The sequence below is a fragment of the Halomonas saccharevitans genome (genome assembly GCF_900116405.1).
GTDB lineage: Bacteria > Pseudomonadota > Gammaproteobacteria > Pseudomonadales > Halomonadaceae > Halomonas > Halomonas saccharevitans.
The window spans coordinates 45,921-62,181 of the sequence record NZ_FPAQ01000007.1 but is presented as its reverse complement, the minus strand read 5'-3'; the positions used below and the strand labels follow the sequence as shown (position 1 = coordinate 62,181).

The window sequence follows — 16,261 nt, the reverse complement described above, 5'->3', positions numbered from 1 at the left end:
CCCGCCGGAGGTGAGTGCCGGCGGGGGTCTTCGGTAGCGCTATCGGGCTTGCGCGTTACTGCGTCGAGCGGATCACATCGGTGCCCGCGGGGATATCGAAAGCGAAGCGGCTTTCGTCCACCCCCTCGTTCATGCGCACGTTATCGAAGCCGATGGCGGTGCGCTGACCGGTGCTGTCGGTCATCTGCAGCATGTCCAGCGCCTCGCCGCGGAAGGTCATCTTCAGCTCCTCGAACAGGGTGTCGGGATCCTTCGGCGCCAGGATAAAGGTCTCGCTGGCCCCCTGCTGCTGACGGGTAACCTCGTAGCTGTCGGTCAGCTCGTCGGCGCTGCCGGAGAGCAGCAGGGCCGGGGTATGGGTCACGCGCTGATCGAGCGGCTGCACCGTGGCCTGCTCGAGGTCGGGGTCATAGAGGATCACCTCCTCACCACCGGAGACCACCAGCTGTTCATAGGGCGCCTCCACCTCCCAGCGGAACTTGCCGGGACGCGACAGCCACATGCGACCGCGCGCCTCCTGCAGGCGCTGGCCGCTGCCATCGAGGATCTGCTGCTCGAAGTCGGCCGCATAGGTCTCAAGCGGCTCGAGGATCGCCGCCAGACGATCGGCGCCGTCACTGGCCAGGGCCGATATCGGCACGCAAAGCGTCACGGTCAGCGCGGCGAGGGTCTTCTTCATGCTCATCGTCTCTGTCTCCCTGGACGGGTCCATCATGGCATCCTGACACTCGGACCGGACAAGCCCCGACGGGTTGCACGCCCGTCGCAGGCTTTCATCGTTGCTGCATGATTGCGGTGCATCAGTCGCCCACCGGGGGCGGCGCCAGCACCTCGCGGGCGCCGTTGGTGCCCATGGTGGAGACCACGCCGGCCATCTCCATCGACTCGACCAGGCGCGCCGCCCGGTTGTAGCCGATCTTGAAACGCCGCTGAACGGCCGAAATGGAGGCTCGCCGCGACTCCGTCACGAACTGCACCGCCTCGTCGTAGAGCGCGTCCTGCTCGGCATCGCCGTCGCCGCCGCTCCCCTCGGCCTCGAGCCCGGCCAGGGCCTCGGCGGAGACGCCGCCGGAGAGGATCTCGTCGATGTACTCCGGCTCGCCGCGGCGCTTCCAGTCCTCGACCACCCGATGTACCTCGTCGTCATCGACAAAGGCGCCGTGCACGCGGGTCGGCATGCCGGAGCCTGCGGGCAGGTAGAGCATGTCGCCGTGGCCCAGCAGGTTCTCGGCACCGCCCTGATCGAGGATGGTGCGCGAATCGACCCGCGAGGAGACCTGGAAGGCCATGCGGGTGGGGATGTTGGCCTTGATCAGGCCGGTCACCACGTCCACCGAGGGGCGCTGGGTGGCGAGAATCAGGTGGATGCCGGCGGCACGGGCCTTCTGCGCCAGGCGCGCGATCAGCTCCTCGACCTTCTTGCCGACGATCATGAACATGTCGGCAAACTCGTCGATCACCACCACGATGTAGGGCAGCTTCTCGAGCACCGGCGGGGCCTGGTGCATCTCCCAGGGCTGCGGTTCCCACAGCGGGTCGGCCACCTGGGCGCCGGCCCGCTCGGCCTCGTCGAGCTTGGCGTTGAAGCCGGCGATGTTGCGCACGCCCATGGCGGCCATCAGCTTGTAGCGCCGCTCCATCTCGGCGACGCACCAGCGCAGGGCGTTGGCCGCCTCCTTCATGTCGGTGACCACCGGCGCCAATAGATGAGGGATGCCGTCGTAGACCGACAGCTCCAGCATCTTGGGGTCGACCATGATCATGCGCACCTCGTCGGGCGTCGCCTTGAGCAACATCGAGATCAGCATGGCGTTGACGCCCACCGACTTGCCCGAGCCGGTGGTGCCGGCGACCAGCAGATGGGGCATCTTGCCAAGGTTAGCCACCACCGGGCCACCGCCGATGTCCTGACCCAGCGCCAGGGTCAGCGCCGAGGCCTCATGCTGGTAACTGTCGGAATCGATGACCTCGCGCAGGCGGATCATCGCCCGGTGCGGATTGGGGATCTCGATGCCCACGGTGGGCCGGCCAGGAATCACCTCGACCACCCGTACGCTCTTGACCATCAGGGAGCGCGCCAGGTCTTTGGCCAGGTTGCTGATCTTGGAAACCTTCACGCCCGCCGCCGGCTTGATCTCGAAACGCGTGATCACCGGCCCCGGCCAGGTGTCGACCACCTCGGCGCGGACGCCGTATTCGCGCAGCCGCGTCTCGAGCAGCTCGGCCATCTCGGCGAGCTGCTGCTTGGAGTAGTTGCGCTGCTGGGGCTCCGGCGGCGTCAGCAGGCGCAGGTTCGGCAGCTCGCCATCGGGCTCCTGCAGATCGTCAAACATCGGCCGCTGGTTCTGCAGGTGCTCCACGGTCCACAGCGCCGGGCCCTCGAGCTCGTCGGCGGCCTCGCGCGCCTGCTCGGCGCTCGCTACCCGGGGCGCATCGTCTTCCCGGGCAGGCGCGGCGTCGTCCACCCTTGGCTCGTCCTCCTGCTCGGCGGGCTCGGGGGGCGCCACGCCGGGATCGCGCCGGGGCGGCGTCTCGGCGGCATCGCGCGGCTCCTCGCGATCCGCTCGAGAGGCGTCGCGTGTCGCCTCGGGGGCTTCCCGAATCGCCTCGGGGGCTTCACGAACCGTATGAGAGGTGAGGAACGGCTCCGAGGCCTCCTCGTCGAACTCGGCGTCACCACTCTGCCAATCGGCGAGACGTGGCTCCTGTCGACGGGAATCGCGCGCGGGCGAGTGCGGCGAAGCCCCGGAGGAGGCGCGCGCCACGGGCGGCTCGTCGACGTCTTCGGCGTCGTGCCGGGTATCGCTTCGAGAGGCGTCATGGGCGTCGACGGACGTATCGAGTACGCCGTCCAGACGCTCGTCGTCGCGGCACGCCCGCAGGGCCGGCCCCTGCCAGGCCGGCGTCACCTCGTCATCGTCGGGCAGCACCGGCTCGGGAATCGTCTCCGGCCGGCGCCGCGCGCCCGGCGCCTCGGCGTCATGGCCACCTGTATCGGGGCGCTCATCGGGCTCCCGGGGCTCGGCGGACGAACGCATCGCCTCGGCAGTGAGCTCGACTCGCGGCGCACGGGAACGCTCGGGCGCATCGACCTCGGCGGAGGCACGTGCGGGCGGCGAGTCGCGGCGAGACGTCTCGGGGCGTGGCGCCTCGAGGGGCGTAATATCGACCCGCGGCTCCTGCGCCATGCGCGCCGAGTAGGCGGCCTCGGGGCGCTTGGCCGACGGCGTGCGCTCGGGCACCTCCCAGGGGATATCGGTCTCACCGTCGTCGCCGAAGCCGGGATCGGTCGCCAGCGTCGGCGCGTCATCGCGGCGGCGGCCCAGCCGCCGCCACCAGGGAGGCCGCTCGTCGGTCTCTTCGGGGCTTGCGGACGGCGCCTCGGCATCCCTTGTCTCGCGGGTCTGCTGGTCGAGGTCACGCCGCTCGGCGCGGCGCTCCCGCGACAGCCCGAACCGGTCGACCACCCAGCGCCACCCCAGCAGGCCGCGACGGCCCAGCTCGTCCATCACCGTCAACCAGGAGAGACCGGTGAACAGGGGAAAACCACAGAGCATGGCCGCCACGGAGAGCAGGCCGGTGCCGCCCGCGCCCACCAGGGGCAGCAGCGCACCGACCAGGCCCTCCCCGAGGATGCCGCCCGTCGAGTAGGGCAAGGGGCCATCGGGGCGGTAGAAGTGCAGCGCCCCCAGGGTGGTGGTGCCCAGCAACAGCAGCACCAACCCACCGCAGCGCACCGCCAGGGCGGTGGGATCCCACTCGAAGCGCACCTGACGCGAACGGATCAGCCACCAGGCGGCGAACCCCAGCATGCCCGGCCACCATAAGGCGCTGACACCGAACAGCGAGTAGAGCACATCGGCGAGCCAGGCGCCGAAGGCGCCCATCCAGTTGGCGACCTCGGTCTCCGGGCCGCTGCTCGACCAGCCGGGGTCGCCCCTGCGGAAGCTGTAGAGCGCCAGCAACAGGAACACGCAGGCGGCCAGCAGGATGATCACCACGCCCTCGCGAGTCGCCCCCTGCAGCCGCAGGCCGACGCGCCTGGCCTTCTCCCTGGCATTCGCCGCCGCCTCACGACGCGACGAGGACCTTTTCTTGACACTCAAGCGGCCACCTCCCTTGCGCCCACATGGCGTATTGCGGATGTCATGGGCATCAATCATACCGAGCAAGCGCTCACCATCACAGGGGCCGGCATGCCTTGAGACCTGCTCCGCGGCGCGGCAGACTGAACGAGCCGTCAATGAGGAAGAGGCCCCATGCTGCCCTGGCTACCCGCGCACGCCGTACAGTTCCCTCCCGTCGAGTCAGCGCTGCGCGATCCCGACGGCCTGCTGGCCGCGGGCGGCGCCCTGACCCCGGCCTGGCTGCTGGCCGCCTATCGCCACGGTATCTTCCCCTGGTTCGGCGATGATCAACCGATCCTCTGGTGGAGCCCGGACCCGCGCATGGTGCTGGTGCCTGGCGAGATCCGCGTGCGGCGAAGCCTCGCCAAGCGGCTGCGCAACGCCGGATTCACGATAACCGCCGACCGCGCCTTCGAGGCGGTGATGGTGGCCTGCGCGGCCCCGCGTGACGACCAGCCGGGCACCTGGATCACCGACGAGATGCGCACGGCCTACGGGCAGCTGCACGCGCTCGGGGCGGCCCACTCCGTGGAGGTATGGCGCGACGATGCTCTGGTCGGCGGTCTCTACGGCATCGCGCTGGGGCCGGTGTTCTTCGGCGAGTCGATGTTCTCCCGAGAGCCCGACGCCTCCAAGGTCGCCCTGGTACAGCTGGCCCGAGTCATGGCCGCCGGCGACGGTCGACTGATCGACTGCCAGATGCACACCGATCACCTGGCGAGCCTGGGCGCACGAGACATCGCCCGCCGCGAGTTCATCGACTATCTTGATCAGTGGCTGGGTGAACCCGCGCATGACCGTCGGCAAGCGGAGGCGATCGCGCCGGCCCCCAATTGGTCCTTCGAGACGATCGGCACCGTAGGATGACCGGGCCGGGGATTCGCGCGAGCAAGACGCAGAGGAGACGGCAGCTTTGAGCAGCAACGCCCCCCGACAGCCGGTCAGGGACCTGCGTTTCTTTCTGACCGTACCTCACGCCTGCAGCTACCTGGCGGGCCGTGAGGCAACCACGCTATTCCTCGACCCCCAGGAGGCGCCGAGCCGAGGCGTTTACGACGCCCTGGCGCTACTCGGCTTTCGTCGCAGCGGCCGCCATCTCTACCGACCCCACTGCGATACCTGCAACGCCTGCATCTCGGTGCGCATCCCGGTGGAGGCGTTCTCACCGAGTCGTACCCAGCGCAAGCTGATGAACCGCAACGCCGACCTCAGCCTGCACGTGCGCCCCGCCCTCTTCGATCCCGAGCACTATGCCCTCTATGCGCACTACGTCAGGACCCGCCATGCCGATGGCGACATGTACCCGCCGAGCCACGAGCAGTACCGCACCTTCCTGACCCTCGACCAGCCCTATGCCCGACTGCTGGAGTTTCGCCTCGACGGGCGACTGGTGGCCGTTTCGGCCTTCGATCAGCTCGAGCACGGCCTCTCGGCCATCTACACGTTCTTCGATCCCGCGCCCGAACTGGAGCGGCGCTCCCTGGGCACCCTGGCCGTCTTATCACTGGTCCTGCGCGCCCACGAGCTGGGGCTGCCGCATGTCTATCTCGGCTACTGGATCCGCGAGTGTCGCAAGATGGCCTACAAGCAGAGCTTCCAGCCGCTGGAGATGCTCGACGGTCGCCACTGGCGGCGCCTGATCACCACGCAATAGGCGCAATCGAACCAGGGTTCCTTTGCCATGACGAGCGGCATGCGGCACAATATCGCGCTATCCTGTCGGCACGGGTGGCCCTGCCGCGACACCGCGCCGCCCGTTTTTTGTCATCATCAGCGAGGAACCGCCTATATGGCACGTGAAGACCATATCGAAATGGAAGGCGTCGTCGTCGATACCCTTCCCAACACTACGTTCCGCGTCGAACTCGAGAACGGCCACGTGGTGACCGCCCATATCTCCGGCAAGATGCGCAAGCACTACATTCGCATCCTCACCGGCGACAAGGTCAAGGTCGAACTGACTCCCTACGACCTGTCCAAGGGCCGCATCGTCTACCGCGCCCGCTGAGCGCCGATCGGGCCACCAGGCCCGGGCGCCGCTCGAGTGTCGGCCGCCTTCGCGTCCGCCACCTCCTCCCGCATCACGCCCGAACGAACAACGCCCCGTCCGAAGACAGGGCGCTGTGATGGTTTGGCCGACTGATGGTTTAGCCGACCTGGCTTTCCTCAGGGCGCGTCGGCCAGCTCCGACTCCGTGGCCAGGTGCAGATCGCCGGCTTCCACGCTGACGTGCACCACGCCACCGTGCTCGGCGAGCTCGCCGAACAGGATCAGCTCGGCCAGCGGCTTCTTGAGCTTCTCCTGAATCAGGCGAGCCATCGGGCGTGCCCCCATGTCGGGATCGTAGCCCTTCTCGGCCAGCCACTCCCGCGCCGCATCGTCCACGTCCAGCTGGACACGCTTCTCGTCGAGTTGCGCCTGCAGCTCCACCAGGAACTTGTCGACCACGTTGCGTACCACCGAGGTGGGCAGGGCGTGGAACTGGATGATGCCGTCCAGGCGGTTGCGGAACTCCGGCGAGAAGGTCTTGCGGATCACCTCCATGGCATCGGTGGAGTGGTCCTGGCTCTGGAAGCCGATGGAGCGCCGCGTGGCCTGCTCGACCCCGGCATTGGAGGTCATGATCAGGATCACGTGACGGAAATCCGCCTCGCGGCCGTTGTTGTCGGTCAGGCGGCCGTGATCCATGACCTGCAGCAGCAGGTTGAAGACCTCGGGGTGCGCCTTCTCGATCTCGTCGAGCAGCAGCACGCAGTGGGGCTGCTTGGTGATCGCCTCGGTGAGCAGCCCGCCCTGGTCGTAGCCGACGTAGCCGGGAGGCGCACCAATCAGCCGCGACACGGTGTGGCGCTCCATGTACTCGGACATGTCGAAGCGCACCAGCTCGATGCCCATGATGTGCGAGAGCTGGCGGGCCACCTCGGTCTTGCCGACCCCGGTGGGGCCGGCGAACAGGAAGCTGCCCACCGGCTTGTCCGGCGACTTGAGGCCGGCCCGCGACAGCTTGATCGCCGCGGCAAGGCTGTCGATGGCCTCGTCCTGGCCGAACACCAGCATCTTGAGATCGCGATCGATGTTGGCCAGCAGCTTGCGATCGGAGCTCGAGACGCTCTTCGGCGGAATCCGCGCGATGGAGGCCACCACGGCCTCGACCTGATCCACGTCGATGGTATCGACGCGCACCTCCGGCGGCAGCAGCCGCTGATGGGCGCCGGCCTCGTCGATCACGTCGATGGCCTTGTCGGGCAGGTGACGGTCGTTGATATAGCGATCAGACAGCCGTGACGCGCTCTCCAGGGCCGCATCGGTGTACTTCAGCTGGTGGTGCTCCTCGAAGCGCGAGCGCAGGCCCTTGAGGATCCGAGTGGTGTCCTCTACCGAGGGCGCCATCACGTCGACCTTCTGGAAGCGCCGAGCCAGGGCGCGATCCTTCTCGAAGATGCCGCGATACTCCTGGAAGGTGGTGGAGCCAATGCAGCGCAGCTCGCCCGAGGAGAGCAGCGGCTTGAGCAGGTTGGAGGCGTCCATCACGCCGCCGGAGGCGGCGCCCGCGCCGATCACCGTGTGGATCTCGTCGATGAACAGGATGGCATTGGGCTGCTTGCGCAGCTCGGCCAGCAGGTTCTTCAGGCGTTTCTCGAAGTCGCCGCGGTACTTGGTGCCGGCCAGCAGCGCGCCCATGTCCAGCGAATAGACCACGGCGTCGCTGATCACCTCGGGCACGTCCTCCTCGACGACGCGCTTGGCCAGCCCCTCGGCGATGGCGGTCTTGCCGACCCCGGCCTCGCCCACCAGCAGCGGGTTGTTCTTGCGGCGCCGCGCCAGGATCTGCACCACGCGCTCGAGTTCATGGTCGCGACCGATCAGCGGATCGATCTTGCCCATCCTCGCCTGCTCGTTGAGGTTGGTGGCGTAGCTGGTCAAGGGGTTGGAGCCCGTTTCGGCGCCCCCCTCCTCGGCCTCCTCGGCCTCGGGCGAGGGCGAAGACGGGCTCTGACCATGGCCGGCCACCTTGGAGATGCCGTGGGCGATGTAGTTGACGGCATCGACCCGCGCCACGTTCTGTTGCTTGAGGAAGTAGACCGCCTGGCTCTCCTGCTCGGAGAAGATCGCCACCAGCACGTTGGCGCCGGTGACCTCGCTCTTGCCGGACGACTGGACATGGAAGACCGCGCGCTGCAGCACGCGCTGGAACCCCAGGGTCGGCTGCGTCTCACGGTCAGACTGATCCTCGGGAATCAGCGGCGTGGTGGAATTGATGAAATCCTGCAGGTCGGACCGCAGCTTGTCGAGGTTGGCCCCGCAGGCGCGCAGCACATCCGCCGCCGAGGCATTGTCGAGCAGTGCCAGCAGCAGGTGCTCCACGGTCATGAACTCGTGGCGCTTGGAGCGAGCCACGGTGAAGGCCGTGTTCAGGGTCAGTTCAAGTTCTTTACTCAGCATGGCAGTCCCCTTCTCGCCGCTCAGGGCTTCGCGTCGGATCGTTCATGGTCCGGCATCATCAACATTCGGGTACAAACGGTAGCGTTGCAAGTTCGGCCTCAACGCTTGACCGCCGCACTTCCTCCTCGACCATGCCGCTCAGTCCGCCGCCTCGATGTCGCACAGCAGCGGATGCTGACACTCTCTTGCATATTGATTGACCTGATGGCTTTTGGTTTCCGCGATGTCGTGAGTAAAGACACCGCAGGTCGCCTTGCCTCGTGTATGGACGGTCAGCATGATCTGCACCGCCGCCTCGCTGTCCATATGGAAGAAGGTCTGCAGCACCTCGACCACGAACTCCATGGGCGTGAAGTCGTCATTGTGCAGCACTACCTTGTACATGGGAGGACGTGCCACCTCCGGGTCGGCAGGCTGCACCGCCAGATCGCCGTCCTCTTCCTCGGGTCGCCCGGTATCTTGCAGGCCGGGGGAATCCGGGCCCGGCGGTCGCGTCATGCCTCCTGACGGGAAGGCCTGCCACATTCGCGCTGTCACCTCATCATCTCTACTGAACATAAGAGCCACTATCCATCTCGACAAGCCGCGCGCGGCGATCATCTCAACCGTGATTGGACGCCACCGCGCCGGCAGGGTTCATCACCAACGCTGGTTTACGGGCTACACGAACGCAAAGGGCCCTCGTCCGCCTGGAGGCGGACGAGGGCCCGGGTCCGGCATCGCGTCCTACATCTTACATGTTATCGGCGACGGCCTGGCCGAACTCGGAACACTTGAGCAGCTTGGCATCGTCCATCTGGCGATGGAAGTCATAGGTGACCTCGCCCTTGGAGATGGCCTTCTCCATGCCTTTGAGCACCAGGTCGGCCGCCTCGGTCCACCCCATGTGGCGCAGCATCATCTCGGCGGAGAGGATCAGCGAGCCCGGGTTGACCTTGTCCTGGCCGGCATACTTCGGCGCTGTGCCATGGGTAGCCTCGAACATGGCCACGGCGTCGGACAGGTTGGCGCCCGGCGCGATGCCGATGCCGCCCACTTCCGCCGCCAGGGCGTCGGAGAGGTAGTCGCCGTTCAGGTTCAGGGTGGCGATAACGTCATACTCGGCCGGACGCAGCAGGATCTGCTGCAGCATCGCATCGGCGATGACGTCCTTGATGACGATCTCCTTGCCGGTCTTCGGGTTCTTCATGGTCATCCAGGGGCCGCCGTCGAGAAGCTCGGCACCGAACTCCTCCTTGGCGAGCTCGTAGCCCCAGTCCTTGAAGGACCCCTCGGTGAATTTCATGATATTGCCCTTGTGCACCAGGGTCAGCGACTCACGGTCATTATCGATGGTGTACTGCAGGGCCTGACGGACCAGGCGCTTGGTGCCCTCGACGGAAACCGGCTTGACGCCGATGCCGCAGTTCTCGGGGAAACGGATGTTCTGGACACCCATCTCCTCGCGCAGGAACTTGATGACCTTGTCGGCTTCCGGGGTGCCGGCCTTCCACTCGATACCGGCGTAGATGTCCTCGGAGTTCTCGCGGAAGATCACCATGTCGACGTCGGCCGGTTTCTTGACCGGGCTCGGCACGCCCTCGAACCACCGCACCGGGCGCTGGCAGACGTAGAGGTCGAGCTTCTGACGCAGGGCGACGTTCAGGGAACGGATACCCCCGCCCACCGGCGTGGTCAGCGGTCCCTTGATGGAGACGACGTACTCCTTGACCGCCTCCAGGGTCTCTTCCGGCATCCAGGTGTCGGCGTCGTAGACGTGGGTAGCCTTCTCGCCGGCATAAACCTCCATCCAGTGGATCTTGCGCTCGCCGTCATAGGCATGCTGCACGGCGGCATCGATGGCGATCTTCATGGCCGGCGTCACGTCGACACCGATGCCGTCACCCTCGATGAACGGAATGATCGGATCGTTCGGCACGTTCAGGGTGTTGTCGGCGTTGACCGTGATCTTGTGGCCACCGTCGGGTACGACGATTTTCTGAAACCCCATGGAGATCTCCCCTGTCTGGTCTGTTCGGTAAAGGACTCCGACTATCATCGGCCCTCACCTCGGATTACGCTACGGTACTTTTGTCGACAATCTTGCTACACTCTCTCCCCGCTCGTCGGGGCGCTTCGCGCGCGCCCGCTCCACGCCATCGAAGTGACCAGAGAGATCAACGTCCCATGTCCCAGACGCCCAAGATTATCTACACGTTCACCGACGAAGCGCCTGCGCTGGCGACCCACTCGCTGCTACCGATCATCGACGCCTTCACCGATGCTGCCGGTATCGAGGTGGAAACTCGCGACATCTCCCTGGCGGCCCGCATCCTCTCGCTGTTTCCCGACTACCTGACCGAGGAGCAGCGCGTCGAGGATCACCTGGCCGAACTGGGCGCCCTGGCCAAGACGCCGGAAGCCAACATCATCAAGCTGCCCAACATCAGCGCCTCCATGCCGCAGCTTCACGAAGCCATCAAGGAGCTGCAGGGACAGGGCTACCCCCTGCCGGAATATCCCTACGAGCCAAAGAACGACGAAGAGCGTGACATCCAGGCGCGCTACGACAAGGTCAAGGGCAGCGCCGTCAACCCGGTGCTGCGTGAGGGCAACTCCGATCGTCGTGCACCGAAGGCCGTCAAGGCATACGCCCGCAAGTACCCCCATCACATGGGCGAGTGGAGCCAGGCCTCGCGCAGCCACGTCTCGCACATGCACGGCGGCGACTTCTACCACGGCGAGAAGTCGATGACCCTGGATCGCGCCCGCAAGGTCAAGATGGAGCTGATCACCGAGAGCGGCGAGGCGCACGTGCTCAAGCCCGAGGTCTCGCTGCAGTCAGGCGAGGTCATCGACAGCATGTTCATGAGCAAGAAGGCGCTGCTCGAGTTCTACGAGCGGGAAATCGAAGATGCCCGCCAGACCGGCGTGATGTTCTCCCTCCACGTCAAGGCGACGATGATGAAGGTCTCGCACCCCATCGTGTTCGGCCACTGCGTGAAGATCTTCTACAAGGACGCCTTCGAGAAGCACGGCGAGCTGTTCGACGAGCTGGGCGTCGACGTCAACAACGGCATGGCGAACCTCTACGAGAAGGTCGACACCCTGCCCGAGACCCAGCGCGAGGAGATCATCCGCGACCTGCACGCCTGCCATGATCAGCGGCCGGAACTGGCGATGGTCGACTCGGCGCGCGGCATCACCAACTTCCACTCGCCCAGCGACGTGATCGTGGACGCCTCGATGCCGGCCATGATTCGTGCCGGCGGCAAGATGTATGGCGCCGACGGCCGCCTCAAGGACGTCAAGGCGGTGATGCCGGAGTCGACCTTCGCGCGCATCTACCAGGAGATGATCAACTTCTGTAAGTGGAACGGCGCCTTCGACCCCGCCACTATGGGCACCGTGCCCAACGTCGGCCTGATGGCCCAGAAAGCCGAGGAGTATGGCTCCCACGACAAGACCTTCGAGGCCCCGGCGGACGGTGTCGCCAACATCACCGACCTGGAGACCGGCGAGGTGCTGCTCTCCCAGACCGTCGAAGAGGGCGACATCTGGCGGATGTGCCAGGTCAAGGACGCGCCGATCCGCGACTGGGTGAAACTGGCGGTAGAGCGCTGCCGCGACTCCGGCATGCCGGCCGTGTTCTGGCTCGATCCCTACCGCCCGCACGAGAATGAGCTGATCAAGAAGGTCAGGGCCTACCTCGCGGAGCACGATACCGAGGGTCTGGACATCCAGATCATGTCCCAGGTCCGGGCCATGCGCTACACCCTCGAGCGCGTCGTTCGCGGCCTCGATACCATCTCGGTGACCGGCAACATCCTGCGCGACTACCTCACCGACCTGTTTCCGATTCTGGAGCTCGGGACCAGCGCCAAGATGCTCTCCATCGTGCCGCTGATGGCCGGTGGCGGCATGTTCGAGACCGGCGCCGGCGGCTCGGCGCCCAAGCACGTCCAGCAGCTCCTCGAGGAAAATCACCTGCGCTGGGACAGCCTCGGCGAGTTCCTCGCCATGGGGGCCTCCCTGGAGCATCTCGCCAAGACCTTCGACAACGCCCGGGCCGCCCTGATGGCCGAGGCGCTGGACAAGGCCACCGGCGAGTTCCTCGAGCACAACAAGTCGCCCTCCCGCAAGGCCGGCGAGCTGGACAACCGCGGCAGCCACTTCTACCTGGCCCTCTACTGGGCCCAGGCCCTGGCAGCTCAGGACGAGGACGCGGACCTCAAGGCACTCTTCGCTCGCCTGGCCGAGACGTTGATTGCCAACGAGGCGACCATCCTCGAGGAGCTCAACGGCGTGCAGGGACAGCCCGTGGACATCAAGGGCTACTACCATGCCGACGCCGAGCTGGCGCGTGACGTCATGCGTCCGAGCAAGACCCTGAACGACGCCCTGGCGCTGGTCGCCCAGGGCTGAAGGTAGCGTCCCGAAGCGTCCCGCCGCCCCTTGCGGGCGGCTCTCCCGGCTCCCGTCCGCCCCTTGGCGGAGGGGAGCCGTCGCGTTGTAGCATCAGGCATTACGCGGCGTCAGGCGCTCGGCATAGTGGAAAGAGACGATGAACCTTTACCTGTTGAACAAGCCCTACCGCATGCTCTCCCAGTTCACCGACCGCCGCGCCGATGGAGCGGAGCATCGCGCCACCCTGGCCGATGTCATCTCGGTGCCGGGCATCTACGCCGCCGGTCGACTGGACTACGATTCCGAGGGACTGCTGCTGCTCAGCGACGACGGCGCCCTGATCCACCGCATCAGCCACCCCCGGCACAAGCAGCCCAAGACCTACCGCGTGCAGGTCGAGGGCACCCCCGACGATGCCGCCTTGCAGGCGCTGCGCGACGGCGTCACTCTCAAGGATGGCCCGACCCGGCCGGCGAAGGTCCGTCGGCTCGTCTCGAGCGAACTTGCCGAGCGCACCCCGCCCCTGGACCCCAGGCGCCATCCCGTCACCACCTGGCTGGAGCTGACCATCAGCGAGGGCCGCAACCGCCAGGTAAGGCGCATGACCGCTCATGTCGGCCATCCGACCCTGCGCCTGGTGCGCGTGGCCATCGGCCCCTGGCGGCTCGACGGCCTGGCCCCCGGCGAGTGGCGCCGCGAGACCCTGCATGCCCCCAAGCCGACGGCCCAGCGCCGCCGCCCACCAAGGAGACGCCCATGAGCCGCTGGCATCCCTTCGTCACCGTGGCCACCGTGGTGGAACGCGCCGGTCGCTTCCTCATCGTCGAGGAGGACCGCGGCGGGCCCGAGACGCTGTTCAACCAGCCCGCCGGCCACCTGGAGCCTGGTGAACGCATCCGCGACGCCGCCCTGCGTGAGCTGCGCGAGGAGACCGCCTGGCAGGTCGGCATCACCGACTACCTGGGCATGTATGTCTACCGCTCCCCTGACGGCCTGACCTTTCACAGCCATGGCTTCTTCGGCATGGCGCTGGCGCATCTCGGCAGCGAGCTGGACCCTGCCATCTTCGCCGTCCACTGGCTGACCCTCGAAGAGCTCGAGGCGCTGGAGCGCGAAGGCCGCCTGAGAAGCCCCCTGGTGATGCGACGCATCCGCGATGCGCTGGCGAGCCGCTTCTACCCCATGGACGTGATTCACGAGCGCTGAGCGGCCAAGCGGCCAAGCGGCCAAGCGGCCAAGCGGCCAAGCGGCCAAGCGGATGATGACACCCAGTAAGCGGCGCCGAGGGCAGCGCGAAGCGGGGGTCCTTTTCCAGGGAAGGAAAAGGTAGCGGTCAGGGAGGTATTCACTGCGCCCCCGCGATGGTCCGGCACGCTGGGCGCTGTCGTCGGGAATGCCGCGAAAGACAAGCATCGAGCCGACCACCGGCTCGGCGCCAGACGCTGACATCATGTATAATCCCACCCCATTTGTGACACTCAATCCGAGAGCGCCCATGACCGCCACCACAGGCAAGGTGATCGTCGGCATGTCCGGCGGCGTCGACTCCTCCGTATCCGCCCTGCTGCTGCTAGAGCAGGGGTACGAGGTCGAAGGCCTGTTCATGAAGAACTGGGACGAAGACGACGGCACGGAGTACTGCACCGCCAAGGAGGACCTGGCGGATGCCGAGGCCGTCTGCCAGAAGCTCGGCATCCCGCTGCATACCGCCAACTTCGCCGCCGAGTACTGGGACAACGTCTTCGAGCACTTCCTGGCCGAGTACCAGGCGGGCCGCACCCCGAATCCGGACATCCTCTGCAACCGCGAGATCAAGTTCAAGGTGTTCCTCGAGTACGCCGAGATGCTCGGCGCCGAGAAGATCGCCACCGGCCACTATGTTCGTGAAGGGCAAGTGCGCGGCCGTCTCGATGGCGACGAACGCCCGAGGCTGCTCAAGGGGCTCGATCCCAACAAGGATCAGAGCTACTTCCTGCACGCCGTGCCCCAGGCCGCCATCGCCCGCACCCTGTTCCCGGTGGGCGAGCTCGAGAAGCCCGAGGTGCGTGCCATCGCCGAGCGCCACGAACTGGTCACCGCGCGCAAGAAGGACTCGACCGGCATCTGCTTCATCGGCGAGCGCCGCTTCAGCGATTTCCTCAAGCAGTATCTGCCCGCCCAACCCGGCGTGATCGAGACGCCCGAGGGCGAGGTGATCGGCGAGCACATGGGCCTGATGTACTACACCCTGGGCCAGCGCCAGGGGCTCGGCATCGGTGGGCTCGCCCACCATCCCGACGCCCCCTGGTACGTGGCCGCCAAGGACCTCACGCGCAACGTGCTCGTCGCCGTGCAGGGCAAGCACCACCCGCTGCTCTACACCGATAGCCTGGCCACCGAGGCCATGGACTGGGTGGCCGGCGAGGCACCGGCCGCCGAAGCTCGCCTCACCGCCAAGACTCGCTACCGCCAGGCCGACGTGCCCTGCACGTTCCACACGCGGGAGGACGGCGGCGTCGAGGTGCGCTTCGACGATCCCCAGCGCGCCGTGACGCCCGGGCAGTCGCTGGTGCTCTACGACGGCGATATCTGCCTGGGCGGCGGCGTGACCCGCGCCACCTGGAACGCCAAGGAGCTTGGCCAATGACCGCCTCGCCCCCAATCCACCGCGCCCCGGACACGCCCGCGGCCCGCCAGGCCCTGGCGCTGGCCGGGGTCTTCCAGGCCGCCAGCCAGGTCGACGCGCTCGCCCGCACCGGACAGACCGACCAGCGCGCCTGGGAGACCCTGATCCGCGCTACCCTGGACACCAATCCGGAGAGTTTCGAGGCGATCTACGGCGGCCACCCCAACAACCTGCGCCAGGGACTCGAGGTACTCGAGGGCGTGGTCGGCCGCCAACAGGTCAATCCGGTAGTGCTGCGCTACGGCTTCTCGCTGCTGATGCTGATGAACCAGCTGCGCTCCAACGACGCCATGATGGACGACCTGGGGACGCGTCTGACGCGCATCCAGGGTCAGGCAGAACACTTCGGCGCCACCCACGAGAACGTCATCTCGAGCCTCGGCGAGGCCTACCAGGAGACGCTCTCGACGCTCAAGACGCGCATCGTCGTCCAGGGCGACCCCTCGCTGCTGCAGAGCCGCATGATGCCGGAGCGCGTGCGCGCCATCCTGCTCGCCGGCATCCGCTTCGCCCTGCTCTGGCACCAGCAGGGGGGCCGGCGCTGGAAGCTGGTCTTCCAGCGCGGCGCCCTGAAGAAGGCCCTGGACCAGCTGGGCTGATCCGCCTTTTCATTACCCCCGTGACCACCCCTTGACCGGAA

General features: G+C 66.8%; 13 protein-coding genes. 8 read left to right on the top strand and 5 right to left on the bottom strand.

The features are described from left to right. Positions 1-55 precede the first annotated feature (55 nt). Together lolA and BM388_RS05080 are read right to left on the bottom strand one after the other, a co-directional pair. Entirely contained in the window at positions 56-685 is a 630-nt protein-coding gene (lolA, locus tag BM388_RS05085; protein ID WP_089847875.1) for an outer membrane lipoprotein periplasmic chaperone LolA, read from the bottom strand. 115 nt (positions 686-800) lie between these two features. Further along, entirely contained in the window at positions 801-4,106 is a 3,306-nt protein-coding gene (locus tag BM388_RS05080; protein ID WP_245781460.1) for a DNA translocase FtsK, read from the bottom strand. Between the two features lie 153 nt (positions 4,107-4,259). On the opposite strand from BM388_RS05080, the gene aat reads away from it, so the two are divergent. The 3 genes from aat (at position 4,260) to infA (ending at position 6,135) form a co-directional block, all read left to right on the top strand. Continuing rightward, on the top strand, positions 4,260-4,994 hold the full coding sequence (gene aat / locus BM388_RS05075; RefSeq protein ID WP_089847872.1) for a leucyl/phenylalanyl-tRNA--protein transferase: 735 nt from the start codon (positions 4,260-4,262) through the stop codon (positions 4,992-4,994). Positions 4,995-5,040: 46 nt separating this feature from the next. Further along, positions 5,041-5,781, top strand: a complete 741-nt coding sequence (locus BM388_RS05070; protein ID WP_089847870.1) for an arginyltransferase — start codon at positions 5,041-5,043, stop codon at positions 5,779-5,781. Positions 5,782-5,916: 135 nt separating this feature from the next. After that, positions 5,917-6,135, top strand: coding sequence for a translation initiation factor IF-1 (infA, locus tag BM388_RS05065; protein ID WP_089847867.1), 219 nt, complete (start codon positions 5,917-5,919; stop codon positions 6,133-6,135). A gap of 158 nt (positions 6,136-6,293) precedes the next feature. Here the strand turns inward: infA and clpA are convergent, their stop codons facing one another. The 3 genes from clpA to icd form a co-directional block, all read right to left on the bottom strand. Beyond that, entirely contained in the window at positions 6,294-8,570 is a 2,277-nt protein-coding gene (gene clpA / locus BM388_RS05060) for an ATP-dependent Clp protease ATP-binding subunit ClpA (RefSeq protein WP_089847865.1), read from the bottom strand. A 138-nt stretch (positions 8,571-8,708) separates the two neighbouring features. Next, complete coding sequence (clpS, locus tag BM388_RS05055) at positions 8,709-9,095, bottom strand: ATP-dependent Clp protease adapter ClpS (RefSeq protein ID WP_390882377.1); 387 nt, start codon at positions 9,093-9,095, stop codon at positions 8,709-8,711. A 208-nt stretch (positions 9,096-9,303) separates the two neighbouring features. After that, positions 9,304-10,560 (bottom strand): NADP-dependent isocitrate dehydrogenase, encoded by a 1,257-nt coding sequence (gene icd, locus BM388_RS05050; protein ID WP_089847861.1) that lies wholly within the window; start codon positions 10,558-10,560, stop codon positions 9,304-9,306. Positions 10,561-10,736: 176 nt separating this feature from the next. Between icd and BM388_RS05045 the strand changes: the two genes are divergently transcribed. The 5 genes from BM388_RS05045 (at position 10,737) to hflD (ending at position 16,220) form a co-directional block, all read left to right on the top strand. Continuing rightward, the gene (locus BM388_RS05045; protein WP_089847859.1) at positions 10,737-12,974 is read left to right on the top strand and encodes an NADP-dependent isocitrate dehydrogenase; all 2,238 of its coding nucleotides are present in this window, start codon (positions 10,737-10,739) and stop codon (positions 12,972-12,974) included. Between the two features lie 139 nt (positions 12,975-13,113). Next, positions 13,114-13,716, top strand: coding sequence for a pseudouridine synthase (locus BM388_RS05040; RefSeq protein WP_089847857.1), 603 nt, complete (start codon positions 13,114-13,116; stop codon positions 13,714-13,716). After that, positions 13,713-14,162, top strand: a complete 450-nt coding sequence (locus tag BM388_RS05035) for an NUDIX domain-containing protein (protein ID WP_089847855.1) — start codon at positions 13,713-13,715, stop codon at positions 14,160-14,162. The genes BM388_RS05040 and BM388_RS05035 overlap by 4 nt, the downstream gene beginning before the upstream one ends. 289 nt (positions 14,163-14,451) lie before the next feature. Beyond that, complete coding sequence (gene mnmA, locus BM388_RS05030) at positions 14,452-15,582, top strand: tRNA 2-thiouridine(34) synthase MnmA (RefSeq protein WP_089847853.1); 1,131 nt, start codon at positions 14,452-14,454, stop codon at positions 15,580-15,582. Further along, on the top strand, positions 15,579-16,220 hold the full coding sequence (gene hflD, locus BM388_RS05025) for a high frequency lysogenization protein HflD (RefSeq protein WP_089847851.1): 642 nt from the start codon (positions 15,579-15,581) through the stop codon (positions 16,218-16,220). Before mnmA ends, hflD begins: the two co-directional genes overlap by 4 nt. Positions 16,221-16,261 lie beyond the last annotated feature (41 nt).

Coding starts and splice junctions, on each gene's coding strand:
- lolA (WP_089847875.1), bottom strand. CDS start 685: ATGAGCATGAAGAAGACCCTCGCCGCGCTGACCGTGACGCTTTGCGTG.
- aat (WP_089847872.1), top strand. CDS start 4,260: ATGCTGCCCTGGCTACCCGCGCACGCCGTACAGTTCCCTCCCGTCGAG.
- infA (WP_089847867.1), top strand. CDS start 5,917: ATGGCACGTGAAGACCATATCGAAATGGAAGGCGTCGTCGTCGATACC.
- clpA (WP_089847865.1), bottom strand. CDS start 8,570: ATGCTGAGTAAAGAACTTGAACTGACCCTGAACACGGCCTTCACCGTG.
- clpS (WP_390882377.1), bottom strand. CDS start 9,095: ATGTGGCAGGCCTTCCCGTCAGGAGGCATGACGCGACCGCCGGGCCCG.
- icd (WP_089847861.1), bottom strand. CDS start 10,560: ATGGGGTTTCAGAAAATCGTCGTACCCGACGGTGGCCACAAGATCACG.
- BM388_RS05045 (WP_089847859.1), top strand. CDS start 10,737: ATGTCCCAGACGCCCAAGATTATCTACACGTTCACCGACGAAGCGCCT.
- BM388_RS05040 (WP_089847857.1), top strand. CDS start 13,114: ATGAACCTTTACCTGTTGAACAAGCCCTACCGCATGCTCTCCCAGTTC.
- BM388_RS05035 (WP_089847855.1), top strand. CDS start 13,713: ATGAGCCGCTGGCATCCCTTCGTCACCGTGGCCACCGTGGTGGAACGC.
- mnmA (WP_089847853.1), top strand. CDS start 14,452: ATGACCGCCACCACAGGCAAGGTGATCGTCGGCATGTCCGGCGGCGTC.
- hflD (WP_089847851.1), top strand. CDS start 15,579: ATGACCGCCTCGCCCCCAATCCACCGCGCCCCGGACACGCCCGCGGCC.